The organism is Sulfitobacter sediminivivens (assembly GCF_042611115.2).
GTDB lineage: Bacteria > Pseudomonadota > Alphaproteobacteria > Rhodobacterales > Rhodobacteraceae > Sulfitobacter > Sulfitobacter sediminivivens.
Map to the genome: position 1 here is coordinate 34,671 of NZ_JBHGAR020000019.1, position 19,406 is coordinate 54,076.

Annotated in this window: 17 protein-coding genes; 6 read left to right on the forward strand and 11 right to left on the reverse strand. The window is 56.8% G+C overall.

Features of this window, described 5'->3' with window-relative positions; all coding sequences use genetic code 11:
* Positions 1–4: 4 nt before the first annotated feature.
* Both ccoO and ccoN read right to left on the reverse strand, forming a co-directional pair.
* On the reverse strand, positions 5–766 hold the full coding sequence (ccoO, locus tag ACEWL3_RS16580; RefSeq protein ID WP_386184542.1) for a cytochrome-c oxidase, cbb3-type subunit II: 762 nt from the start codon (positions 764–766) through the stop codon (positions 5–7).
* A 10-nt stretch (positions 767–776) separates the two neighbouring features.
* Entirely contained in the window at positions 777–2,381 is a 1,605-nt protein-coding gene (ccoN, locus tag ACEWL3_RS16585) for a cytochrome-c oxidase, cbb3-type subunit I (RefSeq protein WP_386184545.1), read from the reverse strand.
* A gap of 206 nt (positions 2,382–2,587) precedes the next feature.
* Between ccoN and ACEWL3_RS16590 the strand changes: the two genes are divergently transcribed.
* On the forward strand, positions 2,588–3,424 hold the full coding sequence (locus tag ACEWL3_RS16590) for a universal stress protein (RefSeq protein WP_386184548.1): 837 nt from the start codon (positions 2,588–2,590) through the stop codon (positions 3,422–3,424).
* Positions 3,425–3,452: 28 nt separating this feature from the next.
* Here ACEWL3_RS16590 and fnrL read toward each other — a convergent pair whose 3' ends face one another.
* The 3 genes from fnrL to ACEWL3_RS16605 all read right to left on the reverse strand — a co-directional run bounded on the left by fnrL (position 3,453) and on the right by ACEWL3_RS16605 (position 7,587).
* Positions 3,453–4,196 (reverse strand): transcriptional regulator FnrL, encoded by a 744-nt coding sequence (gene fnrL, locus ACEWL3_RS16595; protein ID WP_386184551.1) that lies wholly within the window; start codon positions 4,194–4,196, stop codon positions 3,453–3,455.
* 101 nt (positions 4,197–4,297) lie between these two features.
* A complete protein-coding gene (locus tag ACEWL3_RS16600; RefSeq protein ID WP_386184553.1) occupies positions 4,298–6,505 on the reverse strand; it encodes a mechanosensitive ion channel domain-containing protein in 2,208 nt (735 codons plus the stop codon).
* The gene (locus ACEWL3_RS16605; protein ID WP_386184555.1) at positions 6,502–7,587 is read right to left on the reverse strand and encodes a 2Fe-2S iron-sulfur cluster binding domain-containing protein; all 1,086 of its coding nucleotides are present in this window, start codon (positions 7,585–7,587) and stop codon (positions 6,502–6,504) included. Before ACEWL3_RS16605 ends, ACEWL3_RS16600 begins: the two co-directional genes overlap by 4 nt.
* 263 nt (positions 7,588–7,850) lie before the next feature.
* Between ACEWL3_RS16605 and ACEWL3_RS16610 the strand changes: the two genes are divergently transcribed.
* The 3 genes from ACEWL3_RS16610 (at position 7,851) to choV (ending at position 10,714) form a co-directional block, all read left to right on the forward strand.
* The gene (locus tag ACEWL3_RS16610) at positions 7,851–8,774 is read left to right on the forward strand and encodes a choline ABC transporter substrate-binding protein (protein WP_386184557.1); all 924 of its coding nucleotides are present in this window, start codon (positions 7,851–7,853) and stop codon (positions 8,772–8,774) included.
* Between the two features lie 87 nt (positions 8,775–8,861).
* Positions 8,862–9,695 (forward strand): choline ABC transporter permease subunit, encoded by an 834-nt coding sequence (choW, locus tag ACEWL3_RS16615; RefSeq protein WP_386184559.1) that lies wholly within the window; start codon positions 8,862–8,864, stop codon positions 9,693–9,695.
* Positions 9,692–10,714 (forward strand): choline ABC transporter ATP-binding protein, encoded by a 1,023-nt coding sequence (gene choV, locus ACEWL3_RS16620; protein ID WP_386184561.1) that lies wholly within the window; start codon positions 9,692–9,694, stop codon positions 10,712–10,714. The genes choW and choV overlap by 4 nt, the downstream gene beginning before the upstream one ends.
* Before the next feature lie 25 nt (positions 10,715–10,739).
* Here the strand turns inward: choV and ACEWL3_RS16625 are convergent, their stop codons facing one another.
* Entirely contained in the window at positions 10,740–11,147 is a 408-nt protein-coding gene (locus ACEWL3_RS16625; RefSeq protein WP_386184563.1) for an acyl-CoA thioesterase, read from the reverse strand.
* A gap of 166 nt (positions 11,148–11,313) precedes the next feature.
* A complete protein-coding gene (locus ACEWL3_RS16630; RefSeq protein WP_386184565.1) occupies positions 11,314–11,904 on the reverse strand; it encodes a rhodanese-like domain-containing protein in 591 nt (196 codons plus the stop codon).
* 238 nt (positions 11,905–12,142) lie between these two features.
* Between ACEWL3_RS16630 and ACEWL3_RS16635 the strand changes: the two genes are divergently transcribed.
* The gene (locus ACEWL3_RS16635) at positions 12,143–12,556 is read left to right on the forward strand and encodes a SpoIIAA family protein (protein ID WP_386184567.1); all 414 of its coding nucleotides are present in this window, start codon (positions 12,143–12,145) and stop codon (positions 12,554–12,556) included.
* Positions 12,557–12,614: 58 nt separating this feature from the next.
* Here ACEWL3_RS16635 and ACEWL3_RS16640 read toward each other — a convergent pair whose 3' ends face one another.
* The 4 genes from ACEWL3_RS16640 to ACEWL3_RS16655 form a co-directional block, all read right to left on the reverse strand.
* Positions 12,615–14,369, reverse strand: a complete 1,755-nt coding sequence (locus tag ACEWL3_RS16640) for an adenylate/guanylate cyclase domain-containing protein (protein WP_386184569.1) — start codon at positions 14,367–14,369, stop codon at positions 12,615–12,617.
* A gap of 16 nt (positions 14,370–14,385) precedes the next feature.
* Positions 14,386–15,810, reverse strand: a complete 1,425-nt coding sequence (locus ACEWL3_RS16645) for a pyridoxal phosphate-dependent decarboxylase family protein (RefSeq protein ID WP_386184572.1) — start codon at positions 15,808–15,810, stop codon at positions 14,386–14,388.
* A gap of 14 nt (positions 15,811–15,824) precedes the next feature.
* Entirely contained in the window at positions 15,825–16,907 is a 1,083-nt protein-coding gene (locus tag ACEWL3_RS16650) for a PLP-dependent cysteine synthase family protein (protein WP_386184575.1), read from the reverse strand.
* Positions 16,908–17,072: 165 nt separating this feature from the next.
* Positions 17,073–17,630: a hypothetical protein gene (locus ACEWL3_RS16655; RefSeq protein ID WP_386184577.1), complete on the reverse strand. Its 558-nt coding sequence runs from the start codon at positions 17,628–17,630 to the stop codon at positions 17,073–17,075.
* A 120-nt stretch (positions 17,631–17,750) separates the two neighbouring features.
* Here ACEWL3_RS16655 and ACEWL3_RS16660 point away from each other — a divergent pair, with 120 nt between their 5' ends.
* Positions 17,751–19,334: a winged helix-turn-helix domain-containing protein gene (locus tag ACEWL3_RS16660; protein WP_386184579.1), complete on the forward strand. Its 1,584-nt coding sequence runs from the start codon at positions 17,751–17,753 to the stop codon at positions 19,332–19,334.
* Positions 19,335–19,406: the final 72 nt, after the last annotated feature.

Genomic DNA, 19,406 nt, shown 5'->3' on the forward strand with positions numbered 1-19,406 from the left:
CTCCTTAGCGGCTGGCGTCTGGGGTGAAGGTTGAAAAATCAACCAGCGTGCCCAGCATTTGCAGATAAGCCACCATCGCATCCATTTCGGTGATGCCCGGCTGACTGTCGAAATTGCGCACCTGGGCACCGGGATAGCGTTCCAAGAGCCCGTCATAGTCGCTGTCGGGATCGGCTTGTGCGTTGAAATCGGCCGCCGCATTTTCAACCATGTCATCCGAATAAGGCACCCCGACAGCGCGGTGTGTCTTGACCAGGTCCTGAATATATGTGGCTTCGATTGGGGTGCGCGACAGGAATGCGTATTTCGGCATAATCGATTCAGGGACAACCGATTGAGGGTCCATCAGGTGATCGACCTGCCAGCCATCTGAATAGCGCCCGCCAACCCGTGCAAGGTCTGGCCCAGTGCGTTTGGACCCCCATTGGTGTGGGTGATCATACATTGATTCCGCAGCGAGCGAGTAGTGGCCATACCGGTCCACTTCATCCCGCATCGGGCGGATCATCTGGCTGTGGCACACATAACAACCCTCGCGCACATAGATTTCGCGCCCCTTCAATTCAAGCGGCGTGTAGGGGCGCATGCCTTCGACCTTTTCGATGGTGTTCTCAAGGTAGAACAGCGGCGCAATTTCAACGATCCCACCCACAGTGACAACCACAAGCGACAGCACCATCAGCAAAGTCGCGGAGCGTTCGATTGCCGCATGGCGGCTCAGGAAGGTCTTTTTCACGGGGGCGGGGGTGTTTTGATTATCTGACATATCTTCGTCCTTACTCGGCAACCACACCGACGGGCGCGCTTACGCGTGCTCCGCCGCGGATGGTCATCCACATGTTCCAAATCATGATCAGCGCACCGCCCAGATACATGACCCCGCCCAATCCCCGCACGATGTACATTGGGAATTTCGCAGCAACGGTGTCGGCAAAAGAGTTGACGAGGAACCCTTGTGCATCGACCTCACGCCACATCAAACCTTCCATGATGCCGGTGACCCACATGGACGCCGCATAAAGAACGATGCCGATTGTGGCCAACCAGAAGTGCCAGTTGATCGCGGCCATCGAATGCATTTGCGCACGACCCCAGAGTTTTGGCGTCAGGAAATACAGCGCTGCAAAGGTGATCATACCGTTCCAGCCCAGGACGCCTGAGTGTACGTGACCAATGGTCCAGTCGGTGTAGTGCGACAGCGAATTGACCGCGCGGATCGACATCATCGGACCCTCAAAGGTCGACATGCCGTAGAACGCGAGGCTGATCACCATCATCCGAATGATCGGATCGGTCCGCAGCTTGTCCCAGGCACCATTCAGCGTCATCAGGCCGTTGATCATGCCACCCCAGCTTGGCATCCAGAGGATGATCGAGAAAACCATGCCAAGGGTCGCCGCCCAATCGGGCAGGGCCGTGTAATGCAGGTGGTGGGGACCAGCCCAGATATAAAGGAAAATAAGCGCCCAAAAGTGGATGATCGACAGCTTATAGCTGAAGATAGGCCGGCCCGCCTGCTTGGGCACGAAATAGTACATCATACCAAGGAAACCCGCCGTCAGGAAAAAGCCCACCGCGTTATGGCCGTACCACCACTGTGTCATGGCATCTTGCACGCCCGAAAACAGCTGAACTGAATTGGAGCCAAAGACAGAGACCGGCAGCGAAAGATTGTTGATCAGATGCAGCATCGCCACGGTGACGATGAAGCTTAAGAAGAACCAGTTGGCGACATAGATGTGCTTTTCGCGCCGGTTGATAAGTGTGCCCATGTAGATCACCAGATAGGAGACCCAAACGATGGTCAGCCAGATATCGACGTACCATTCCGGCTCGGCGTATTCCTTGGATTGAGTAGATCCCAGAAGATACCCGGTGGCGGCCAGCACGATAAACAGCTGATAGCCCCAGAACACGAACCACCGCAGGTTCCCGCCCCAGAGCCGCGTCGCACAGGTGCGCTGCACGATATAAAACGACGACATGATCAGGGCGTTGCCACCAAAGGCAAAAATCACCGCCGATGTATGAAGCGGGCGCAGACGGCCAAAGTTGGCATAGGGTTGCGCCCATTCAAAGTTGAGCGCCGGAAACGCCAGTTGAAAGGCAATGAACGTGCCGACCAGAAATCCGACAACGCCCCAGAACCCGGTAGCGATGACGCCTGCGCGCACCACATCGTCCATATAGCCGTTGGCATCAATGCCACTGCGTGGGGGCTCGTCCGTGTTGCGCAACACCCAGATGAACATGCCTGCCGCGATTGCCATGATCAGCAACGCATGCACCTGATAGGCCAGATCCCGACCCCAGTCGGCCCCGATGGCCGCAAATACCGTGATCAGCGCAAGCGCGATCAATTTGACATAATCAGACGTCATATCTTGTCCCCTTTTTGCGCCGCACGCCAGATGGTTGGCCCTCTGGGTAGCGTCAGCAGTGCGTATTGGGGGCAGAAATGACAGCCTCGGACAAAAGGGTCTTTGATCTGTGTCAATAATTCAGAGCTTTGTTTTGGGGTAAGGTCAAAGAAAGTGGCGACAATTTCTGTCAGACTCACTCGAATGGCGTCCAGGGGAGGAAAACCATGTCTATTCAGACGCTCACAACGATTCTGACCCATCAAAGCAGCGCAGATGAACAGCTTGACGCAGCAATTGCATTTGCCCGCACATGCGACGCACATCTGCAGGTTCTGACGCTTGGCATCGGTTTTGCGCAAGCCGGTGTGATGTTCGGTGCCATTGATGCGGTGCCGGCCTCGATCGGGCTTGATGATGCCCAGGACCGTGCCGATGCATTGGCAAATCATGCCACGGCCCGGTTGATGAGAGAAGACATCAGATGGGACGTGGACCCTGTCGCCTGTTTCACATCAGGCATGGCCTTTGACATCATTCGCCACATCCGGTTCAGCGATCTGGTTGTTCAGGTGCGCCCCTCTGGTGAAGAGGCAGGATATTCCAGCAGGATCGCAGAAACGATCCTCTTTGATGCGGATGCACCATTGTTGATGTTGCCCTCGGACGTGGCAGTTACTGCACCCGCAAACAGCATCATGGTGGCCTGGGATGAAAGCCCCACGGCGCTGCGCGCGACGCGGCTGGCAATGCCGTTCCTGCAAAAGGCCGCAAAGGTTTATGTGGCGCTGGTAGACCCCTCAAAGGACGCGCCTGATCGGTCGGACCCCGGTGGTGCATTTGCGCAGTTCCTGGCCCGCCATAACGTAAAATGCGAAGTAGCCGTCATGACCCGTACAGAATCCACAATTGCTGAGACGCTGGGCCAACGAGCGCAGGAAATGGGCTGTGACATGATCGTGATGGGCGCATATGGACATTCTCGCCTGCGCGAGGTGCTTTTTGGCGGCACTACGAGGACCATGTTGGAAAAGGCCGGGCTGCCGATCCTGTTTGCACATTAGGGCCGAGGCCCGGAAATGTGCAGATAAGCTAGAACTTGCCCGCGATCTCTTCGTCTCCAGTTTCGGCTTTCAACCGCGCCATATCAGGGATCTTGATGCTGCGTGTGCCGGTCAGTGTTATAAGACCATCCTTTCGCAGGGCGGTCATCTGGCGGCTGACAGTCTCAATGGTAAGCCCCAGATAGTTCGACATTGCCTCGCGTGACATTGGCATCTCGAATTCCAGGCCATCCGACACTTCTTTCATATGCAGGTCTGCCGTGCGTCGCGCGATAAGCGCCAGCAAAAAAGTGATTTTCTCGCGTGCCGTTTTGCGGCCGAGCAGCATCATCCACTCGCGTGCGACATCCAATTCATCCAGCGTCATTTCCAGCAGGCGTTGTCCGATATGCGGGGTGACGGCCACCAGTGCCTCAAAAGGCTTGCGCCGAAAACAGCACAGCGTCACCTTTTGGATGGCCGTGACATCAAAGCCAACCGTATTGCGGCCGGGGCTGCCGATAAAGTCAGATGGCAGCATCAAACCGACCATCTGGACCCGCCCATCGGGCAATGTGCGCGACAATGTTGCGGCACCGGTGACCACTGAAGCCACAAAATGCATCTCGTCACCTTCAAACATAATCGGCTGTCCGGGATCATAGGTCCGGTAATATTTGATGTCTTCCAGCTTGCTCAATTCATCGGAATCACATGTTGAACACACCGCGCGGTAGCGGATGTTGCAGTCGGCACAACGGGTGAATTCTGAACTGTTCCGGGACAGGCTCATAGGAGGCAGCCTTTATGTTTTTTCTGTTCGCTGAACCATCATAGCAGTTCGCCCGGCAAACGAAAGCAAGTTGCACTGCGTCAGGTGCGCGCAGCGGTCCTTCAGGGTTCATCCGGGATCGGAGCGCCCGGTCCGATCTGGCGTTCAATGGCCTGTTGTGCAGCCCCCGCAACTGCCTGACGCTCTGCATCTGTCATCGTTTCAGAGCCTGCCACCTCAACTTTGACGTTCCGTTCGGCCATCCGAATCCCGTTGGCGTCAAACGCATCACGCACCATTTGATAGGCATCACGGCGCACCAGCCATTGCTCGCCGGGGCGGGTCATGAACTTGACGCCCACCACCATGTTAAACTCTTCCATCCGCCGCACCCCCTGTGATTTCAGGGTCTCAAGGATGCTGGCACCGTATTCTTCGTTTTCTTTCAGTTGCGTACCAATGGTCTTGATCAGTTTTTTCACCAGCTTCAGGTCCGTATCAAACGGGACGCGGAATTCGAGCTTCATAATCACCCAGTCGCGCGAATGGTTGGTCAGATGGCGCAACTCCCCAAAGGGCAGTGTGTGCACAGCGCCGCGGTGATGTCGGATTTGCAGCGACCGGATCGAGATACGTTCGACAGTGCCGCGCAGATTGTCGATCTCAACATATTCGCCAACGCGAAAGGCATCGTCGATGAGAAAAAATATCCCCGACACCACGTCCTTGACCAGCGATTGCGCACCAAAGCCGATGGCCACGCCAACAACCCCGGCACCGGCCAAAAGCGGTGCCACATTAACCCCAAGTGAGGTCAGGATCGACATCGCAACCATGGCCAATAACGTGATCATCAATGTCACCCGGAGCAGCGGCAACAGCGTGGCCATCCGCGCTTCTGGTCCCGGTGCGGTGCCCGGTTCGGGCGGCTGATAGGCATCAAGACGGCGATCAATCGCGGAACTGGCCCAGACCCAAACCAGATCGGCAATCAACAGTGCAACGGCGCTGTCGATCAACAAAGCGACGGTTTTGCCCGCAAGCGTCGGGGACGCCGCACGCTCAAACACCCGCAGATCCCAGATCAATGCAATCGCAATGCCAACCCCAAACAGGGCGATGAACCGCACCAGCCGTTGCGCGATGGGGCGGTAACTTTCGTAAGGGTGGGGCAGGGAACTTGCCTCTTCAATGAACTCGATCTGCTCATCGGCCTCGTCGGTCAGCGGCAAAACCGCGGCGAGCTCTGGGGGTTGAGCACGTTCGAATGCGCCGTCGACCCAAATTCTGAGCAACCGCAAGCTGGGGATCAACAGACCGATCAGCACCAGCGTCCACATCAGCGCGACCTGACCCAGCACCAATGCACCAAAGGCCAACGTGGCCAGCACCGCCAGATACAGCCGCCACATGCGCGCGGGCTTGCTGAGCGGCTTGGCCCAGCGGAACGTGACAAAAATCGCGATATACGTGGCGACAAGTGCCACGGCCGCCAGCACCAGCCTGACGCCAAGCGCGTGTGCTGAGTCAAGCGCTAGACCCGTCACACGGGGGAATGTACCTGAAAGCGATGCCGCCAGCACAAAGAGACCCGTGAGACACAAAAGTACCCTGCTGAGGTTTCTGGCAAACCGATTGCCAAGGGGCAGCAGCCGCAATTCCTGCACCGATGGGGCCAAAAACAGGACCAGCACGCTGTGAATGGCGCGCACTGAAAAGATGACAACCAGCAGATTAAGGACAAACCCTTCGAGGGCAGGCGGCCAGTCAAAAGCCGCAAAAGCGCCGATGCTGCCAAGCGCAAAGATCGCCAGACCAGCCAGCGCAATCAGCGCGCGCAAACAGGCGGCACCAATGCGGCCCCGGATGGTTTCGACACGGTGAAGTTCAATCCGCAGCTTTAGGGCGTTGGTATATTGCCGAAAAAGCCATTCAAGCCCGGCACCGACAAACAGAAAGATCATCACAAAGGTCAGTCCGCGCACCTGCTTGCCTGAGTTCAGCTTGGTGCGCCACTGTTCTGCAAATAGTCCAGGTGTCGTGGGCAATACCTGCCAGGCCTGCGCAATATCGCCCATCCGGGTACGGGTCTGGTCCAACACCCTGACCAGTTGATCGCGCATGGTTTGAGATCGTGTGGTATCTGCAAGGTTTGCATCATCCGCCTGGGTCGCAATCCAGTTTTGTATGCGTTCGTCCGACAAGAGGCGGGTGAATTCGTGCAGATCATTGGCAGACGGATCAGTGATCACCGCGTTCTGGGCCGATGCACCCACGGGAACCAGCCAGAAAGTCAGGCATGCGGTCACGGCAAAGATGAGGCGCATCATGCGGACACCTGCGGTGGAGAATCCTGTGTTTTCTCCTCTTCATGAAAGCTGAAGTCCGGCTCATTTATCCTTTCGACCGTCAACGCCCCGCCGCTGGTCAGGGGCAGCTGACAGGCGAGCCGCACATCGCCACCGAATTTCAGGCGGTCCAATGTGGCGCGTTCCAGTGCCGACGGGGCCGTCAGGTCCGTCTCGGCTTTCAGGATGCGCACGGCGCAGGTTCCGCATCGGCCGCGACCAGAGCACAAATTCGCATGGGGCTGTCCGTGCGTGCGGAACGCGTCCAACAATGTCTGCCCGGTGTCCCCCTCAAAGGACCCCACATCTTTTGTCCTCAAGTGGATCAACGCAGGCCTGGCCAACGAAAACCGTATTAGGCGCGCAGCAAGCACAAGCAACCCCAAGACGACAGACCCCCAAATCACCGAACTCTGGATCTGCATGATCAAGGCAAAAGGTATTTCAGGGGCAGCATACCCCGGTGCAATTTCGCTTTGTACGACTTGGGGGCCGATCCCCGAGGCCAGAACAATCCGGCCCGCAGCAGTGAATCCCAGCAAGGCCAGAACAGGAACCGCCACCCCAAGCGGGTAAATCCAGGGCAACGCCGATGCAATCGCGGGTTTTGAGCGGAGCCACATGAAAAACCCAGCCGCACCATGGACCCAGACAACGGACAACAACAGCACCTGGATCAGCCCATATCCCGGATTACTCAGCCAAAAGATGCGCACAATAAGGTCGTAATCCACATCGACCCCCACCCTTTGCAACATGACCACGCCAACGGCATGGATCGACAAAAGGGGGATCACAGCCAAACCTGAAAGCGCCTGCACCAGATCCTGAACGGTGCCGCCGATACGGGGCCGTTCATAGACCGACCACAGGCCAATCGCGTAATGGACCAGCAGTGCCGTCAACAAGATCGGCCGCGTCACGTCGGTGCCCCATATCCCCGACAGATACGGGCGCGCCGCATCCATTGCTTCAATTGAGATCAGGCCCAGACTGAGATTGATCAGGTGTGATGTCACATACCCAAGCAGATACAAACCAGAGATGAGACGCAGATTGCGCAAGAGGGTGCGAGACCCTGTTCGACGGGGGGCGGCAGTCAAATGAACAATCCGATGCAGTTAAATAATGAGTGGAATACTAGGGCCGGGAAGGGGTCGGGCGCAAGCGAGAGGTGCCACCATATGCCTGCGCGCCGTTTCGTCGGGGCCCGGTCATCCACAAAGCAAAGGAATGTAGCAAAGACATTTCTAGTTGCAATACAATGGCGGATGGCTTTTTATTGGCTCACCAATCAATAAAAATCCTTTTGGGAGTTACCAACGCCATGAAACGCTTGCTTGCAACATCTGCACTTGCCCTGACTGTTGCCACATCTGTGGCCGCTGCAGGCTGTGAAAAAGTCACCTTTTCTGATGTGGGCTGGACCGACATCACCGCAACAACTGCGGCTGCCTCTGTCGTGCTGGATGCGCTGGGATATGAGACCGAGGTCAAGATCCTGTCGGTGCCTGTGACCTACACATCCATGGCAGCAGGCGACATTGACGTTTTCCTGGGCAACTGGATGCCAACGATGGAAGCTGACATCGCCCCTTACCGCGAAGCAGGCACCGTTGATACGGTCCGCGCAAACCTTGAGGGTGCAAAATATACGCTGACCGTCAACAAAGCTGCTGCCGACATGGGCATCAAAACCTTTGCTGACATCGCCGCACAATTCGAAGCGCTGGAAGGCAAGATCTACGGCATTGAGCCCGGCAATGACGGCAACCGTCTGATCCAGTCGATGATCGACGCGAACGCCTTTGATCTCAAAGACTTCGAAGTGGTCGAAAGTTCTGAACAGGGCATGTTGGCGCAGGTTGCCCGCGCTGATCGCAAGGGCGATCCCGTCGTGTTTCTGGGCTGGGAACCGCACCCGATGAATGCCAACTTTGAACTGACCTATCTCGAAGGCGGCGATGATTTCTTTGGCCCGGACCTTGGCGGTGCCACGGTTTATACCAACACCCGCGCCGGATACGTGGCTGAATGCCCGAATGTGGGCGCACTGTTGAACAACATGGAATTCACCCTTGCCATGGAAAACGAAATCATGGGCGCGATTCTGGACGATGGCAAAAAGCCAAATGAGGCCGCAGCGGAATGGATCAAGGCCAATGCCGGAGTTCTTGACACATGGCTTGCCGGTGTCACGCACCTCGACGGTAGCGACGGTTTGGAAGCTGCAAAGGCGGCGCTGGAGTAAATTTACCACATGACTGACAAAGCCCGCCCGCCGTATTGGGCGGGCTTTTTCACATTCGATTGCCTAGACCATCTTTGAGGGACACACATGAATTGGCTCACCGATAACAAAATACCGATCGCGGACGTGGCCGAAGATGCGCTCGACTGGCTGCAGATCAATGGCGAATGGTTCTTTGATGGCATGGCCACGGCGATGGAATGGTTGATTGAAGCGATCCTCTGGGTGCTGCAAACGCCCCATCCCTTCATCATCATAGCAGCCTTTGCAGGTCTGACATGGGTGATCCAGCGCAACTGGAAAACGGTAGTGTTTGTGGTGCTGGGGTTCCTTTTCATTCTCAATCAGGACTATTGGGAGGAAACCACAGAAAGCCTGACGCTGGTGCTGTCGGCATGTGTGGTGTGTATGGGTGTGGGTGTGCCCATCGGCATTGCGGCGGCGCACCGCCCGCGTCTTTACCGTTTTATGCGTCCGGTGCTTGATCTGATGCAGACGCTGCCAACATTCGTCTATCTTATCCCAGCGATTGTGTTTTTTGGGATCGGTATGGTGCCCGGCCTGATCGCCACAGTGATCTTTGTGCTGCCCGCCCCGATCCGCCTGACCCAGCTTGGGATTTCATCAACGCCCAAATCCCTGCTTGAGGCGGCCGAGGCATTCGGGGCGAAACCGAGCCAGACATTGTGGAAGATTGAATTGCCTTATGCGCTGCCTCAGATCATGACGGGCCTGAACCAGACCATCATGTTGTCCTTGTCGATGGTGGTGATCGCGGCCCTTGTCGGGGCGGACGGGCTGGGCGTGCCGGTGGTGCGGGCGCTGAACCAGGTGAACACCGGGCTGGGGTTTGAATCCGGTCTTATCATTGTGGTGGTTGCAATCATGTTGGACCGTATGTTGCGGGTGGGTGACAAATGACGACAGCTGTAGAATTCGACAACGTCTCAATCGTTTTTGGCGACAAGCCTGAGAAGGCATTGCCGCTGATGGACGAGGGCCAAAGCCGGTCTGAGGTTGAGGCGGCAACAGGCCAGGTTCTGGGTGTTCACAACTGTAGCCTAAGCGTCGCAGAGGGTGAGATCCTTGTCCTCATGGGACTTTCCGGGTCTGGAAAATCGACATTGCTCCGCGCGGTCAACGGGTTGAACCCGGTGGTGCGCGGCCATGTGAACGTGCACGACGGCGCGTGGTCGGCCAATGTACAAAGTTGTTCGGCAAGTGACCTGCGCCAGGTCCGCCGCGAATGCGTGTCGATGGTGTTTCAGCAATTTGGCCTGCTGCCGTGGCGCACCGTGCGCGACAACGTGGCATTGGCGCTGGAACTGTCTGACGTGCCGAAAAAGGAACGCCTTGAGCGTGCCGAAAAGCAGCTGGCACTTGTCGGTCTGGCCGATTGGGCAGACCGCAAAGTGGGCGAATTGTCCGGAGGCATGCAGCAACGCGTGGGTCTTGCCCGTGCCTTTGTGACGGAAGCGCCGATTTTGCTGATGGACGAACCTTTTAGCGCGCTTGATCCTTTGATCCGGACACGATTGCAGGACGAACTGCTTGACTTGCAACGCGACCTCAAGCGTACGATCATCTTTGTCAGCCACGATCTGGACGAAGCGTTCAAACTGGGCGGGCGCATTGCCATCATGGAAGGCGGACGGATCGTACAGATCGGCACCCCGCGCGAGATTTTTTCGAACCCGGCGTCCGACTATGTCGCCGATTTCGTCGCCAACATGAACCCGCTCGGCGTGCTCACCGCGCGCGATGTGATGGGAAAGGCATCCGGGGCCGCGTCCCCATCTGTGAATGCCGAAACCCCGGTTGCCGAATTGATCGCGCAGCTTGAGGGGACCAATGCGCGCCTTGATGTGACAGAGGACGGCAAACGCATCGGCACTGTCACAGCGCCAAGCATCATTGATCGGCTTAGAAGCGACGCCTGAGGACGACGTTTCTTAAACACATGTATTAAAGATAGGCCGCCAGCGCCTCGCGCACCGCGTCGGGCCAGAGCATCGAGGTATGCTTGACCAGATCACTGGCGGCCAGCACCTGCGTGCTGTTCCATCGGTGTTCGTCACCGCAATCAATGGAGTGGGCCAGCGTTACCGAAGACCGCCCCAGCTTGACCACGTTCAACGTGAAAACAAGCTCGTCCCCAAAGAGCGACGGTTTCGAGAAATCGCAGGTCAAATGCACCGTCGGCGTGCCCCAGCGCTCTTTCCAGATGATCTCGTTCCACGGAAAGCCGAGATGGCCAAAGAACTCTTCGTTCACGCCGTTCAAAATGTTGAGATACGACGGGAAATACGCCGTCCCGGAAATATCGCAATCGCCAAAGTGCAGGATGCGGGAGGTGGTGAATGTTTGCGACATGGCAAAGGGACCTTTTTGACTGTTCGCGCGCAAACTACGTGTGCAGCTCGAAAACCTCTAGCCGATAATCAAAACCGTGCGGATGTTTATCGGTCAAGCGGCTCTCTCCTATGATCCCAGCCGCGTAGAAAAACGCAAAGTGTCTTTATACGCTTGCTTGACGACCTCATTCCTCGCCGGTCACGGTCAGCCCGAGCAACCGCCATATCTGCATGCCGCCCCGGTAATAGAAGATGCGGTCCGCCGGATATCCCGCCTTGACCATGCTGCGGATTGCCGTGGGGGACTGGCCGCACCAGATGCCATTGCAAAAGAGCGCCACGCGTTTTGCGTTCTCGCAATCCCACCCTTCAAAATCCGGCTCGCATCCCAGCGTACTCAATTCGTCAAGAATATATGTATAGGGGATGTTGATCGCGCCGGGGATCGTGCCGCCCTGAAACCAGTCCGAGGTGCGGCTGTCCACCACCACATTGTCAGGGTTCTGAAGCATTTCGATCAGTTCCAATTCGCCGATGGTGGCCACGCCTTCCGTCGGGGTGATCAGCTGGATACAGAAGTCGGGGCAGGGACGCGAGGTGCGCGCCCAATCGCCGCCAATCTCGTGCGTCGTATCCTGAATCCTGTCGATTTCGACCGGACCGTTGCGCGTCTGCACGGTGACCGATGGCATGTCCTTGGTGATGCCCACCTCAACGTCGGCCAGTGCGGTGCCAGCGGCAAGCGTCAATGCGATTGTCAGCGCTACTTTTCTCATGATGAAATCCTTCTGTTCAGTTATGTTTCCCGGCCAAGCTTAGTTACCGAAATGGTCTGGCGACACTGCGAAATGTCACGGATCGTCAGCCGCGGATGCGGAACCGCCACCAGATCGCGCGCAGCACATAGGCCTGAGTAAGTCTAAATGCACCTGAATGGGCAGCTGTTGACCTGCATCAATAACACCCAGCGCCAAATCGCCCATGCTGCCCAACATAAAGAAAAGGATTCTAAGTATGTTGAACGTTTCGAAACCATCGGCCAACCGCATTGATATCGAGCTTTCAGGTGTCCTCGACGCAGCAGAAATGCAGGCAGCGCTCGATCACCTTATTGAGGAATCCGAGGGCATCACCCACGGCAAAATGCTGTATACGATCTCGGACTTCGAAATCCCGACTTTGGGTGCGATGGCGGTCGAGTTTCAACGAATGCCAAATCTGTTCAGCCTCACCAGCAGGTTCGACAAATGTGCGGTGCTCTCGGATGCCGCGTGGATCCGAACTGCAGCAGAGTTCGAAGGGGCCGTCATTCCGTCACTTGCAATAAAGAGCTTTGCCCTTGCCGATGCCAAGGCGGCAGAAGCCTGGCTCAATGATCCTGTGGAAGAAGAAAGCAGCGACGCAGAATTTGAGAATTTTCCAATCTAGAACGGTGCAAGTGTACCCTGCGGCCCAAGGTAACGCCGCTGGTCTGCGTGCTCCGTGTCTATTCTTCAGGTATGCCCAATTTACGCAGATAGACGGAAAAGTTTTCCAACGCTTCCGGAGAGAAAACCATGGCGTCTTTGTACCGCTTGATACTCATGTCGGGATAGGCCCTCAGCATGATGTCTTTTGAAGCTTCCGCTTCTGCGACGCGGCCCGCCGCCAGCAACGCCGGGGCCAGATTGCGGTGAATCCAAAAGGCACTGGGCCTTTCCATCAGTGCACGCTGGAAGAGATTTGCCGACGCGCTGTAATCGCCGGATATCTGATGCGCGCTGGCCATCCCGACAAGATTGTTGAAATTCATCGGATCAAGCGGGCTTAGCCGCATGGCGTGCTCGAAATGTTGAAAGGCGGCTTCGGGGCGGTCGGCGTAGACTTCAAGCCAGCCCAACCTGCTCAACGCCCAGGCGGAATTGGGGTCAAGTGTGATCGCCCGTTCCAGCAATATCCGAGCGGTGCCGTGATTGCGCGCAAAGGTATGCACAACGCCAAGCACGGACAGGATCAGAGGATCATCTGCCGAAAACCCTGCCGCTTTTTCCGCCAGATCAAGAGCGCGGGTTTTGGCGGTTTCGATGTCTTCGGTCCAGTTATAGACCGAATGCTGCGCCCAGCACCAACCCGAGAGCGCCAGTGCCAGCGGATAATCCGGGTCGATCTTGAGAGATTTCTCAAGCAATTCCAACGCAAGCGACGCTTCCTCTTGTTCCTGCATCCACACATGGCGGATGGCGCGCATCGCATAGTCATAAGCGCCCATGTCATGCGGTCTTTTGTGCATGGCGCGGTCAATTTCTGCCTTTTGGATCGAGGGCTGCAAGGCCCCGGCGACCTGTTCGGTGATCCGGTCCTGAAGATCGAAAAGTTCACTGTCTGCGCCGTCATATTTTTCGGCCCACAGATGTGCGCCGGTAGTGGTTTCGATCAGCTGAACGGTGATCCGCAGTTTACCCCCTGCGCGCTGCACCGAACCTTCAAGCACATACCCCACACCCAATTCACGTCCAATGTCGATGACATTCATGTGGCGGCCCTTGTAGGCAAAGGCTGAATTTCGGGCGATCACAAAGAACGACCTTATCCGCGACAAAGCGGCGGTCAGGCTTTCGACCACCCCATCGGCAAAATAATCCTGATCGGGGTCGCTGGACATGTTGTCAAACGGCAGGACCGCAATCGACGGTTTGTCAGGTAATGCAAGCCTGTGCGCGGGATCGGCGGTCTGAACGTCGGGCCAGCGAAACACCCGGACCTTGCGGGTGATGTTTTTCAAGACCCGTTCGCCAACGTCCGCAAATACAGCGTCTACTTTACCCGATACATGCTCGTGTGCCGTCGCACTCAGCGCGACGCCGCCGGGCGTACAGACCTCTTGGATGCGCGCCGCGACATTCACACCGTCGCCATAGATATCTGAGCCTTCCAGTATCACATCACCCAGATTGATCCCGATGCGAAGGGCAATGTTCATCTCGGCGGAAACGCCGTCGTTAAAGCCGGGCATCGCCTGCTGGATCGCAATGCCGGCCAGCACCGCATCGACGACACTTGAAAATATCACGATCGCGCCATCGCCCATCAGCTTGGCAATGCGCCCATGGTGGTTGGTCACCTGTGGCGCAACGATGGTCCTGCGCAGCTTTTTGAGAACCGCCAGCGTCCCGGCCTCGTCCACGCCCATCAGACGAGAAAATCCGACAACGTCCAAAGACATGATCGCCGCGAGTTGCCGTTGTGCGCGCTGTGTTACCATGGGACGCGGTTCCTGTTCATCGGGTTGCTACCTGATCCGACGGGAGTGATGCTGAGATATGCATCCAGGCCGCGCGGATCGCCTCAGTTGCGATATTTGCATCCTGCACCGAAGTGGCCCCACAAATCACGGATATTCTCATGACCCATTCGCCGCGCCAAAGGCCACCGCTGACGAAAATGAGGCCCTCCTGCACCAAGTGGTCAATGACACCAATGGCATAGGCTTTGCGCCGCTGAGTCCCGTCGTCGTCATGACCGAAGCGCAAGATAATCTGATTGAGCACCACATCGTTCATCACCTGAATGCCTGGTGTCGCCTGCATGCCCCGGGCGATCTGGCGCGCAAGGGCGCAATGATCGCGCACCATCTGGATAACACCGCTGCGCCCGAGGGATTTTAGCGCGGCCCAAGTTGGCAAACCGCGTGCCCGGCGTGACAATTCAGGCACCAGAAACGACGGCAGCCTGTCACCCGGCCCCTGCGCTGGTAGGTAGCTGGCGGAAATTGCCATGGCGTTTTGCAGCGCCTGTGCATCGCGCACGATAGCATAGCCGGAATCAAATGGCACCTGCAGCCATTTGTGTCCGTCAACCACCCATGAATCGGCCCTTTCGACGCCTTTCGTCAGGCCGCACAAATCGGGGTCGGCGCGGGCCCAAAGCCCAAAAGCACCGTCCACATGCAGCCAGGCTTCATTGTCTTTGGCAATCTCTGCAATCGCCAGAAACGGGTCAAAGGCACCAGTGTTGATCTGGCCTGCCTGTGCGATGATCAGCTTGGCCCCCGTGGCCGACGCACATTTGCGCGCCAGATCATCGACCCGCATCCGACCTTGCGCATCAGTATCGACCCGGATGAGCCGCTGATTGCCGAACCCGAGATACCGCAGCGCCGACAAGACAGACGTGTGCAAATCGTCACCGACAAAGACGTGCACCTGAGGGGCCCCAAAAAGCCCGTGGGCCTCGACATCCCACCCGTGTCGGCGCAGCAATTCTCCGCGCGCGGCAGCCAGCGCCGTAAAGCTGCCGATTGTGGCACCGCTGACAAAACCCACCGCCGAGGTGCGTGGAAGATCAAGAATGTCGAGCAGCCAGCCTGCAGCAGTTTCTTCCACCGCTGCGGCGGTGGGCGAGGTTGTGTGCATCACCGCATTCTGCCCCCAGGCAGACGCCAACCAATCCGCCGCAACGCCCACCGGCGAGGAGCCACCCAGCACCCATCCGAAAAACCTCGGGTGGGTCGTGTGCATAAGGCCGGGTTCACCAAGGTCTGCCAGTTCCTCAATAACGGCACTGTCGGGGCTGCCCGTTTCCGGCAAAGGGGCCGCGAACCTGTCACGCATTTCGGCATAACCCTGATGTGGCCGCACCTTTTGATTGGCCACATCAGCCCTGTATGCCGTTGCGCGAAGATATGCCGTTTCAAAAACATCCATCAGACTTTGTCCGCTCAGCCCATTTGCGCATCAGGCGTAGAGAGCGAGATCGCAACCTCTTCGGCGTCCATGTCCTCAGCAATGTTTTCGAACATCGGTGTTGTCAGATAACGTTCACCGGTATCAGGCAACATGCACAGAATAACCGAACCTTTTGGCGCGGTTTCAGCCACTTTCAATGCGACGGCAAAGGTGGCACCCCCAGAGATACCAGTAAAGATGCCTTCCTTTTGGGCAAGGTCCTGAGCGCATTGAATGCCATCGGCACCGGCAACAGGGATCAAATCATCATAGCCGTTCTTATCAATCGTTTCCTGCAGAACGGCTGGGATGAAATCGGGTGTCCAGCCTTGGATCGGATGCGGTTCAAACGCCGGGTGGCTGCTGGCGGGCGCATTGTTGGCGCTGCGTTCTTGTGAATGGCCACTGCCAATCAACTGCGCATTGGCAGGTTCGGTCAGGATGATCTTGGTGTCTGGGCGCTCTTTGCGCAGAACCCGCGAGATGCCTGTGACCGTGCCACCGGTGCCATACCCGGAGACTACATAGTCCAGCCGAGATCCGTCGAAATCGGCCATGATCTCGCGCGCTGTGGTGGCCTCGTGAATGGCGGCATTGGCGGCGGTTTCGAATTGTGCCGCAAGGAACCAGCCGTGCTTTTCCGCCAGTGCCGCAGCTTTCTGGTACATGCCAAAGCCTTTTTCGGCGCGCGGCGTCAGCACCACCTTGGCACCCAGCATACGCATCAGGCGACGGCGTTCGATGGAAAAACTATCGGCCATGGTCACGACAAGTGGATAGCCCTTTTGAGCGCAGACCATCGCCAGTCCGATCCCGGTATTGCCGCTCGTGGCTTCGACCACAGTCTGGCCGGGTTTCAGCGCGCCAGAGCGTTCCGCCGCTTCGATGATGTTCACTGCCAGACGGTCCTTGACCGATCCCGCCGGATTAAAAGCTTCGGCCTTGACATAGATCGTCGCCCCATGTGTGGGGATGTTGTTCACCCGGATCACCGGCGTGTCCCCGATGGTGTCAAGCACGTTGTCATAAAGACGCCCGCGCCCCTTTGTGGTTCTGATGGTTTTGCTGGCTGACATGTAAAGTTCCTTTTCTTAGCTGCGCTTGGGGAGAGTTATTTGACCGGGCGGACAACTGGATGGTGCCCGTCCGGTCCGTTTGAAATGGCCGATAAGACGTCTGTTTATTGGGTTTCCCATGTGGGTCACAAACTTGCAGACATCGGCAGCGATGTCTTTAGTTATCTAATTTGGCGCTTGTTTCGCGTCGAGCGGCAGCATCATGTGGACCAACGGAGTTTCATCCCACATGACATAGGGGCCGCCATCATAGGGATTGCGGGGAATACCGGCCAGCATCTCGGTCTGCGGAAACAGAACCATGAGATGTGGCCCTTCCTGAACCCAGACGCCGCCATCGTTTGGATCAGTAGCCATGGGGTTGTCGTTGTTAACCATCGCATCGCCGGCCAGCATGTAAGAAAAGCCAACTTTGTCCGTTGTAAACGCAGTTCCTGACGCGGCGGCGGCCATCCACTTCATCCAGACGGCGTCATTGCACATCGGGTGCGTGTCCCCGGGTATCAGGCCAATGCCCGGCAGGCAAACCCACCCATTTGTTCCGCTGCGCAGAACCGTTCCGTCGACATCCATGATCGTGGCATCGTCGGTAACGTCCGCAGGCGCTGCCGTGAGGGCGCGGGCAATTTTATCTTCCGTCGTTTCTGAAAGGGAAGGCGTGGCAACACAGGCGATGGAAAGCGCAACCATCGCCGCGAGGGACCGGTTTGCATAATGTGGCATATCAAATTCTCCTTTGAAGCATTGTTGAATGATCAATATCTGCCAGACTGCCCGCAGGCCTGCTTGAGGAGAACTTGAGTTTTTCGTGGCGTTTCCCACAGATGCGCATAATGTTTGCAGATGCGTTACCGTTTTGACCTTTTTACCCTGGACCTCGATCGCGGGCTGTTGCTCGAAGAGGGGCGCGACCTGGCGATTGAACCGCGTGCCTTTGCATTGCTGGCGCTTTTGGTGATGAACCATGACAGGGTGGTGACAAAGGACGAAATCATCGAAAAGGTCTGGGATGCCCGGATTGTGTCTGACGCGGCGATTTCCACAGTGATCAAGACAACACGCAAGGTTCTGGGCGACGATGGTGTATCGCAGAGATACATTCGCACGATACGTGGCCGGGGCGTGCGTTTTGTCGGAACCGTGGTGACACTTGCGTCCGCGCGCGTTCAAGTCCCCGATGACCACGCAACAGCGACTGACGTGGTCACACCGTCCGAACGCCCATCGATTGCCATCCTGCCGTTTCGGATGGTGGGTTATTCCGAAAGCCACAGCGCGGTCGCTGATGCCATCCCCGCTGAATTGATTTCATGCCTGTCGCGCCTGCGCTGGCTAAAGGTGGTGTCACGCGGTTCCACATTTCGCTTCCGGCAGGATGATCCTGATCTGACAGTGATCCGTGACACGCTGGGGGTGAGTTATTGCCTGACCGGATTGGTTGAAATTTTCGGTGCTGTGGTTGCGGTCTCGGTCGAGTTGTCCGACACCCGAAGTCAGGCAGTTGTCTGGAGCGAACGATTTTCGGGCACGATCAGTGATGTCAATCAGACCAGAAACGACATCGTAACCCATGTGATTTCAGCGCTGGAACTGCATGTGCCTTTGAACGAAGCCGAACGCGCGCGCCTGCGCCCGCCTGAAAACCTCGACGCCTGGAGTGTTTATCATCTGGGGTTGCAGCATATGTACCGCTTTAACAAGGCGGATAATCAGATAGCGGCGGGGCATTTTGAACGGGCCACCACGCTGGAACCGGGCTTTGCCAGAGCCTATGCTGCCCGGTCGTTCACAAGTTTTCAAAGTGCCTTTCTGAAATACTCTTACGAACGGTCTCGGGAAGTTGAAAACGCCCGGCGATTTGCTGAAAAATGCGTTGAACTCGATCCGGTGGATCCGTTTGGAAATTTCACCCTTGGGCGGGCGCATTGGCTCAACGGCGACCCGGAAGCAGGGATGCCGTGGATTGATCGCTCTGTTGATCTGAGCCCGAATTTCGCACAAGGTTTCTATGCACATGGCTGGGCCGACGTGATGGCGGGCCGAAACACAGACGCCTTAAAGCAACTTGAAAACGCCGCTTTGCTCAGCCCGCTGGACCCGTTTCTATACGCGATCCAAGCCGCACGTGGGTTGGCCTATCTGCAATTGGAAGACTATGACAATGCGCTGGTTTGGGCAGAAAAAGGGGCGCGCGCACCGGGCGCGCATTTTCTGATCGGTACGATTGCCGCGATGATTGCCAAGATCAGTGGCGATGAACAAAAGGCTGCCTATTGGGGAAAGAAAGTGAAAGAACGCAGGCCGGACACATCCGTGGCAACGTTCTTTACGGCATTTCCCTTCGAGGATTCAGAAATGCGCAGATCCATGCAAACGGCCCTTGTCTCCATTGGGCTGAAAGATGACTACACGGGGCTACCTAAATAGGCCTTTGAGATTAGCGAGAATACACTTGTACGTCGATCTACCCACATCACGGCACCGCTTAAAAATGTCCGC

What these genes read in the sequence shown, in the direction of transcription:
- ACEWL3_RS16650 (WP_386184575.1), bottom strand. Translation starts at nt 16,907, where the DNA reads ATGTCAGCCAGCAAAACCATCAGAACCACAAAGGGGCGCGGGCGTCTT.
- ACEWL3_RS16590 (WP_386184548.1), top strand. Translation starts at nt 2,588, where the DNA reads ATGTCTATTCAGACGCTCACAACGATTCTGACCCATCAAAGCAGCGCA.
- ACEWL3_RS16600 (WP_386184553.1), bottom strand. Translation starts at nt 6,505, where the DNA reads ATGATGCGCCTCATCTTTGCCGTGACCGCATGCCTGACTTTCTGGCTG.
- ccoN (WP_386184545.1), bottom strand. Translation starts at nt 2,381, where the DNA reads ATGACGTCTGATTATGTCAAATTGATCGCGCTTGCGCTGATCACGGTA.
- ccoO (WP_386184542.1), bottom strand. Translation starts at nt 766, where the DNA reads ATGTCAGATAATCAAAACACCCCCGCCCCCGTGAAAAAGACCTTCCTG.
- ACEWL3_RS16655 (WP_386184577.1), bottom strand. Translation starts at nt 17,630, where the DNA reads ATGCCACATTATGCAAACCGGTCCCTCGCGGCGATGGTTGCGCTTTCC.
- ACEWL3_RS16635 (WP_386184567.1), top strand. Translation starts at nt 12,143, where the DNA reads ATGTTGAACGTTTCGAAACCATCGGCCAACCGCATTGATATCGAGCTT.
- ACEWL3_RS16625 (WP_386184563.1), bottom strand. Translation starts at nt 11,147, where the DNA reads ATGTCGCAAACATTCACCACCTCCCGCATCCTGCACTTTGGCGATTGC.
- ACEWL3_RS16660 (WP_386184579.1), top strand. Translation starts at nt 17,751, where the DNA reads ATGCGTTACCGTTTTGACCTTTTTACCCTGGACCTCGATCGCGGGCTG.
- ACEWL3_RS16640 (WP_386184569.1), bottom strand. Translation starts at nt 14,369, where the DNA reads ATGGTAACACAGCGCGCACAACGGCAACTCGCGGCGATCATGTCTTTG.
- fnrL (WP_386184551.1), bottom strand. Translation starts at nt 4,196, where the DNA reads ATGAGCCTGTCCCGGAACAGTTCAGAATTCACCCGTTGTGCCGACTGC.
- ACEWL3_RS16610 (WP_386184557.1), top strand. Translation starts at nt 7,851, where the DNA reads ATGAAACGCTTGCTTGCAACATCTGCACTTGCCCTGACTGTTGCCACA.
- choW (WP_386184559.1), top strand. Translation starts at nt 8,862, where the DNA reads ATGAATTGGCTCACCGATAACAAAATACCGATCGCGGACGTGGCCGAA.
- ACEWL3_RS16630 (WP_386184565.1), bottom strand. Translation starts at nt 11,904, where the DNA reads ATGAGAAAAGTAGCGCTGACAATCGCATTGACGCTTGCCGCTGGCACC.
- ACEWL3_RS16645 (WP_386184572.1), bottom strand. Translation starts at nt 15,810, where the DNA reads ATGGATGTTTTTGAAACGGCATATCTTCGCGCAACGGCATACAGGGCT.
- choV (WP_386184561.1), top strand. Translation starts at nt 9,692, where the DNA reads ATGACGACAGCTGTAGAATTCGACAACGTCTCAATCGTTTTTGGCGAC.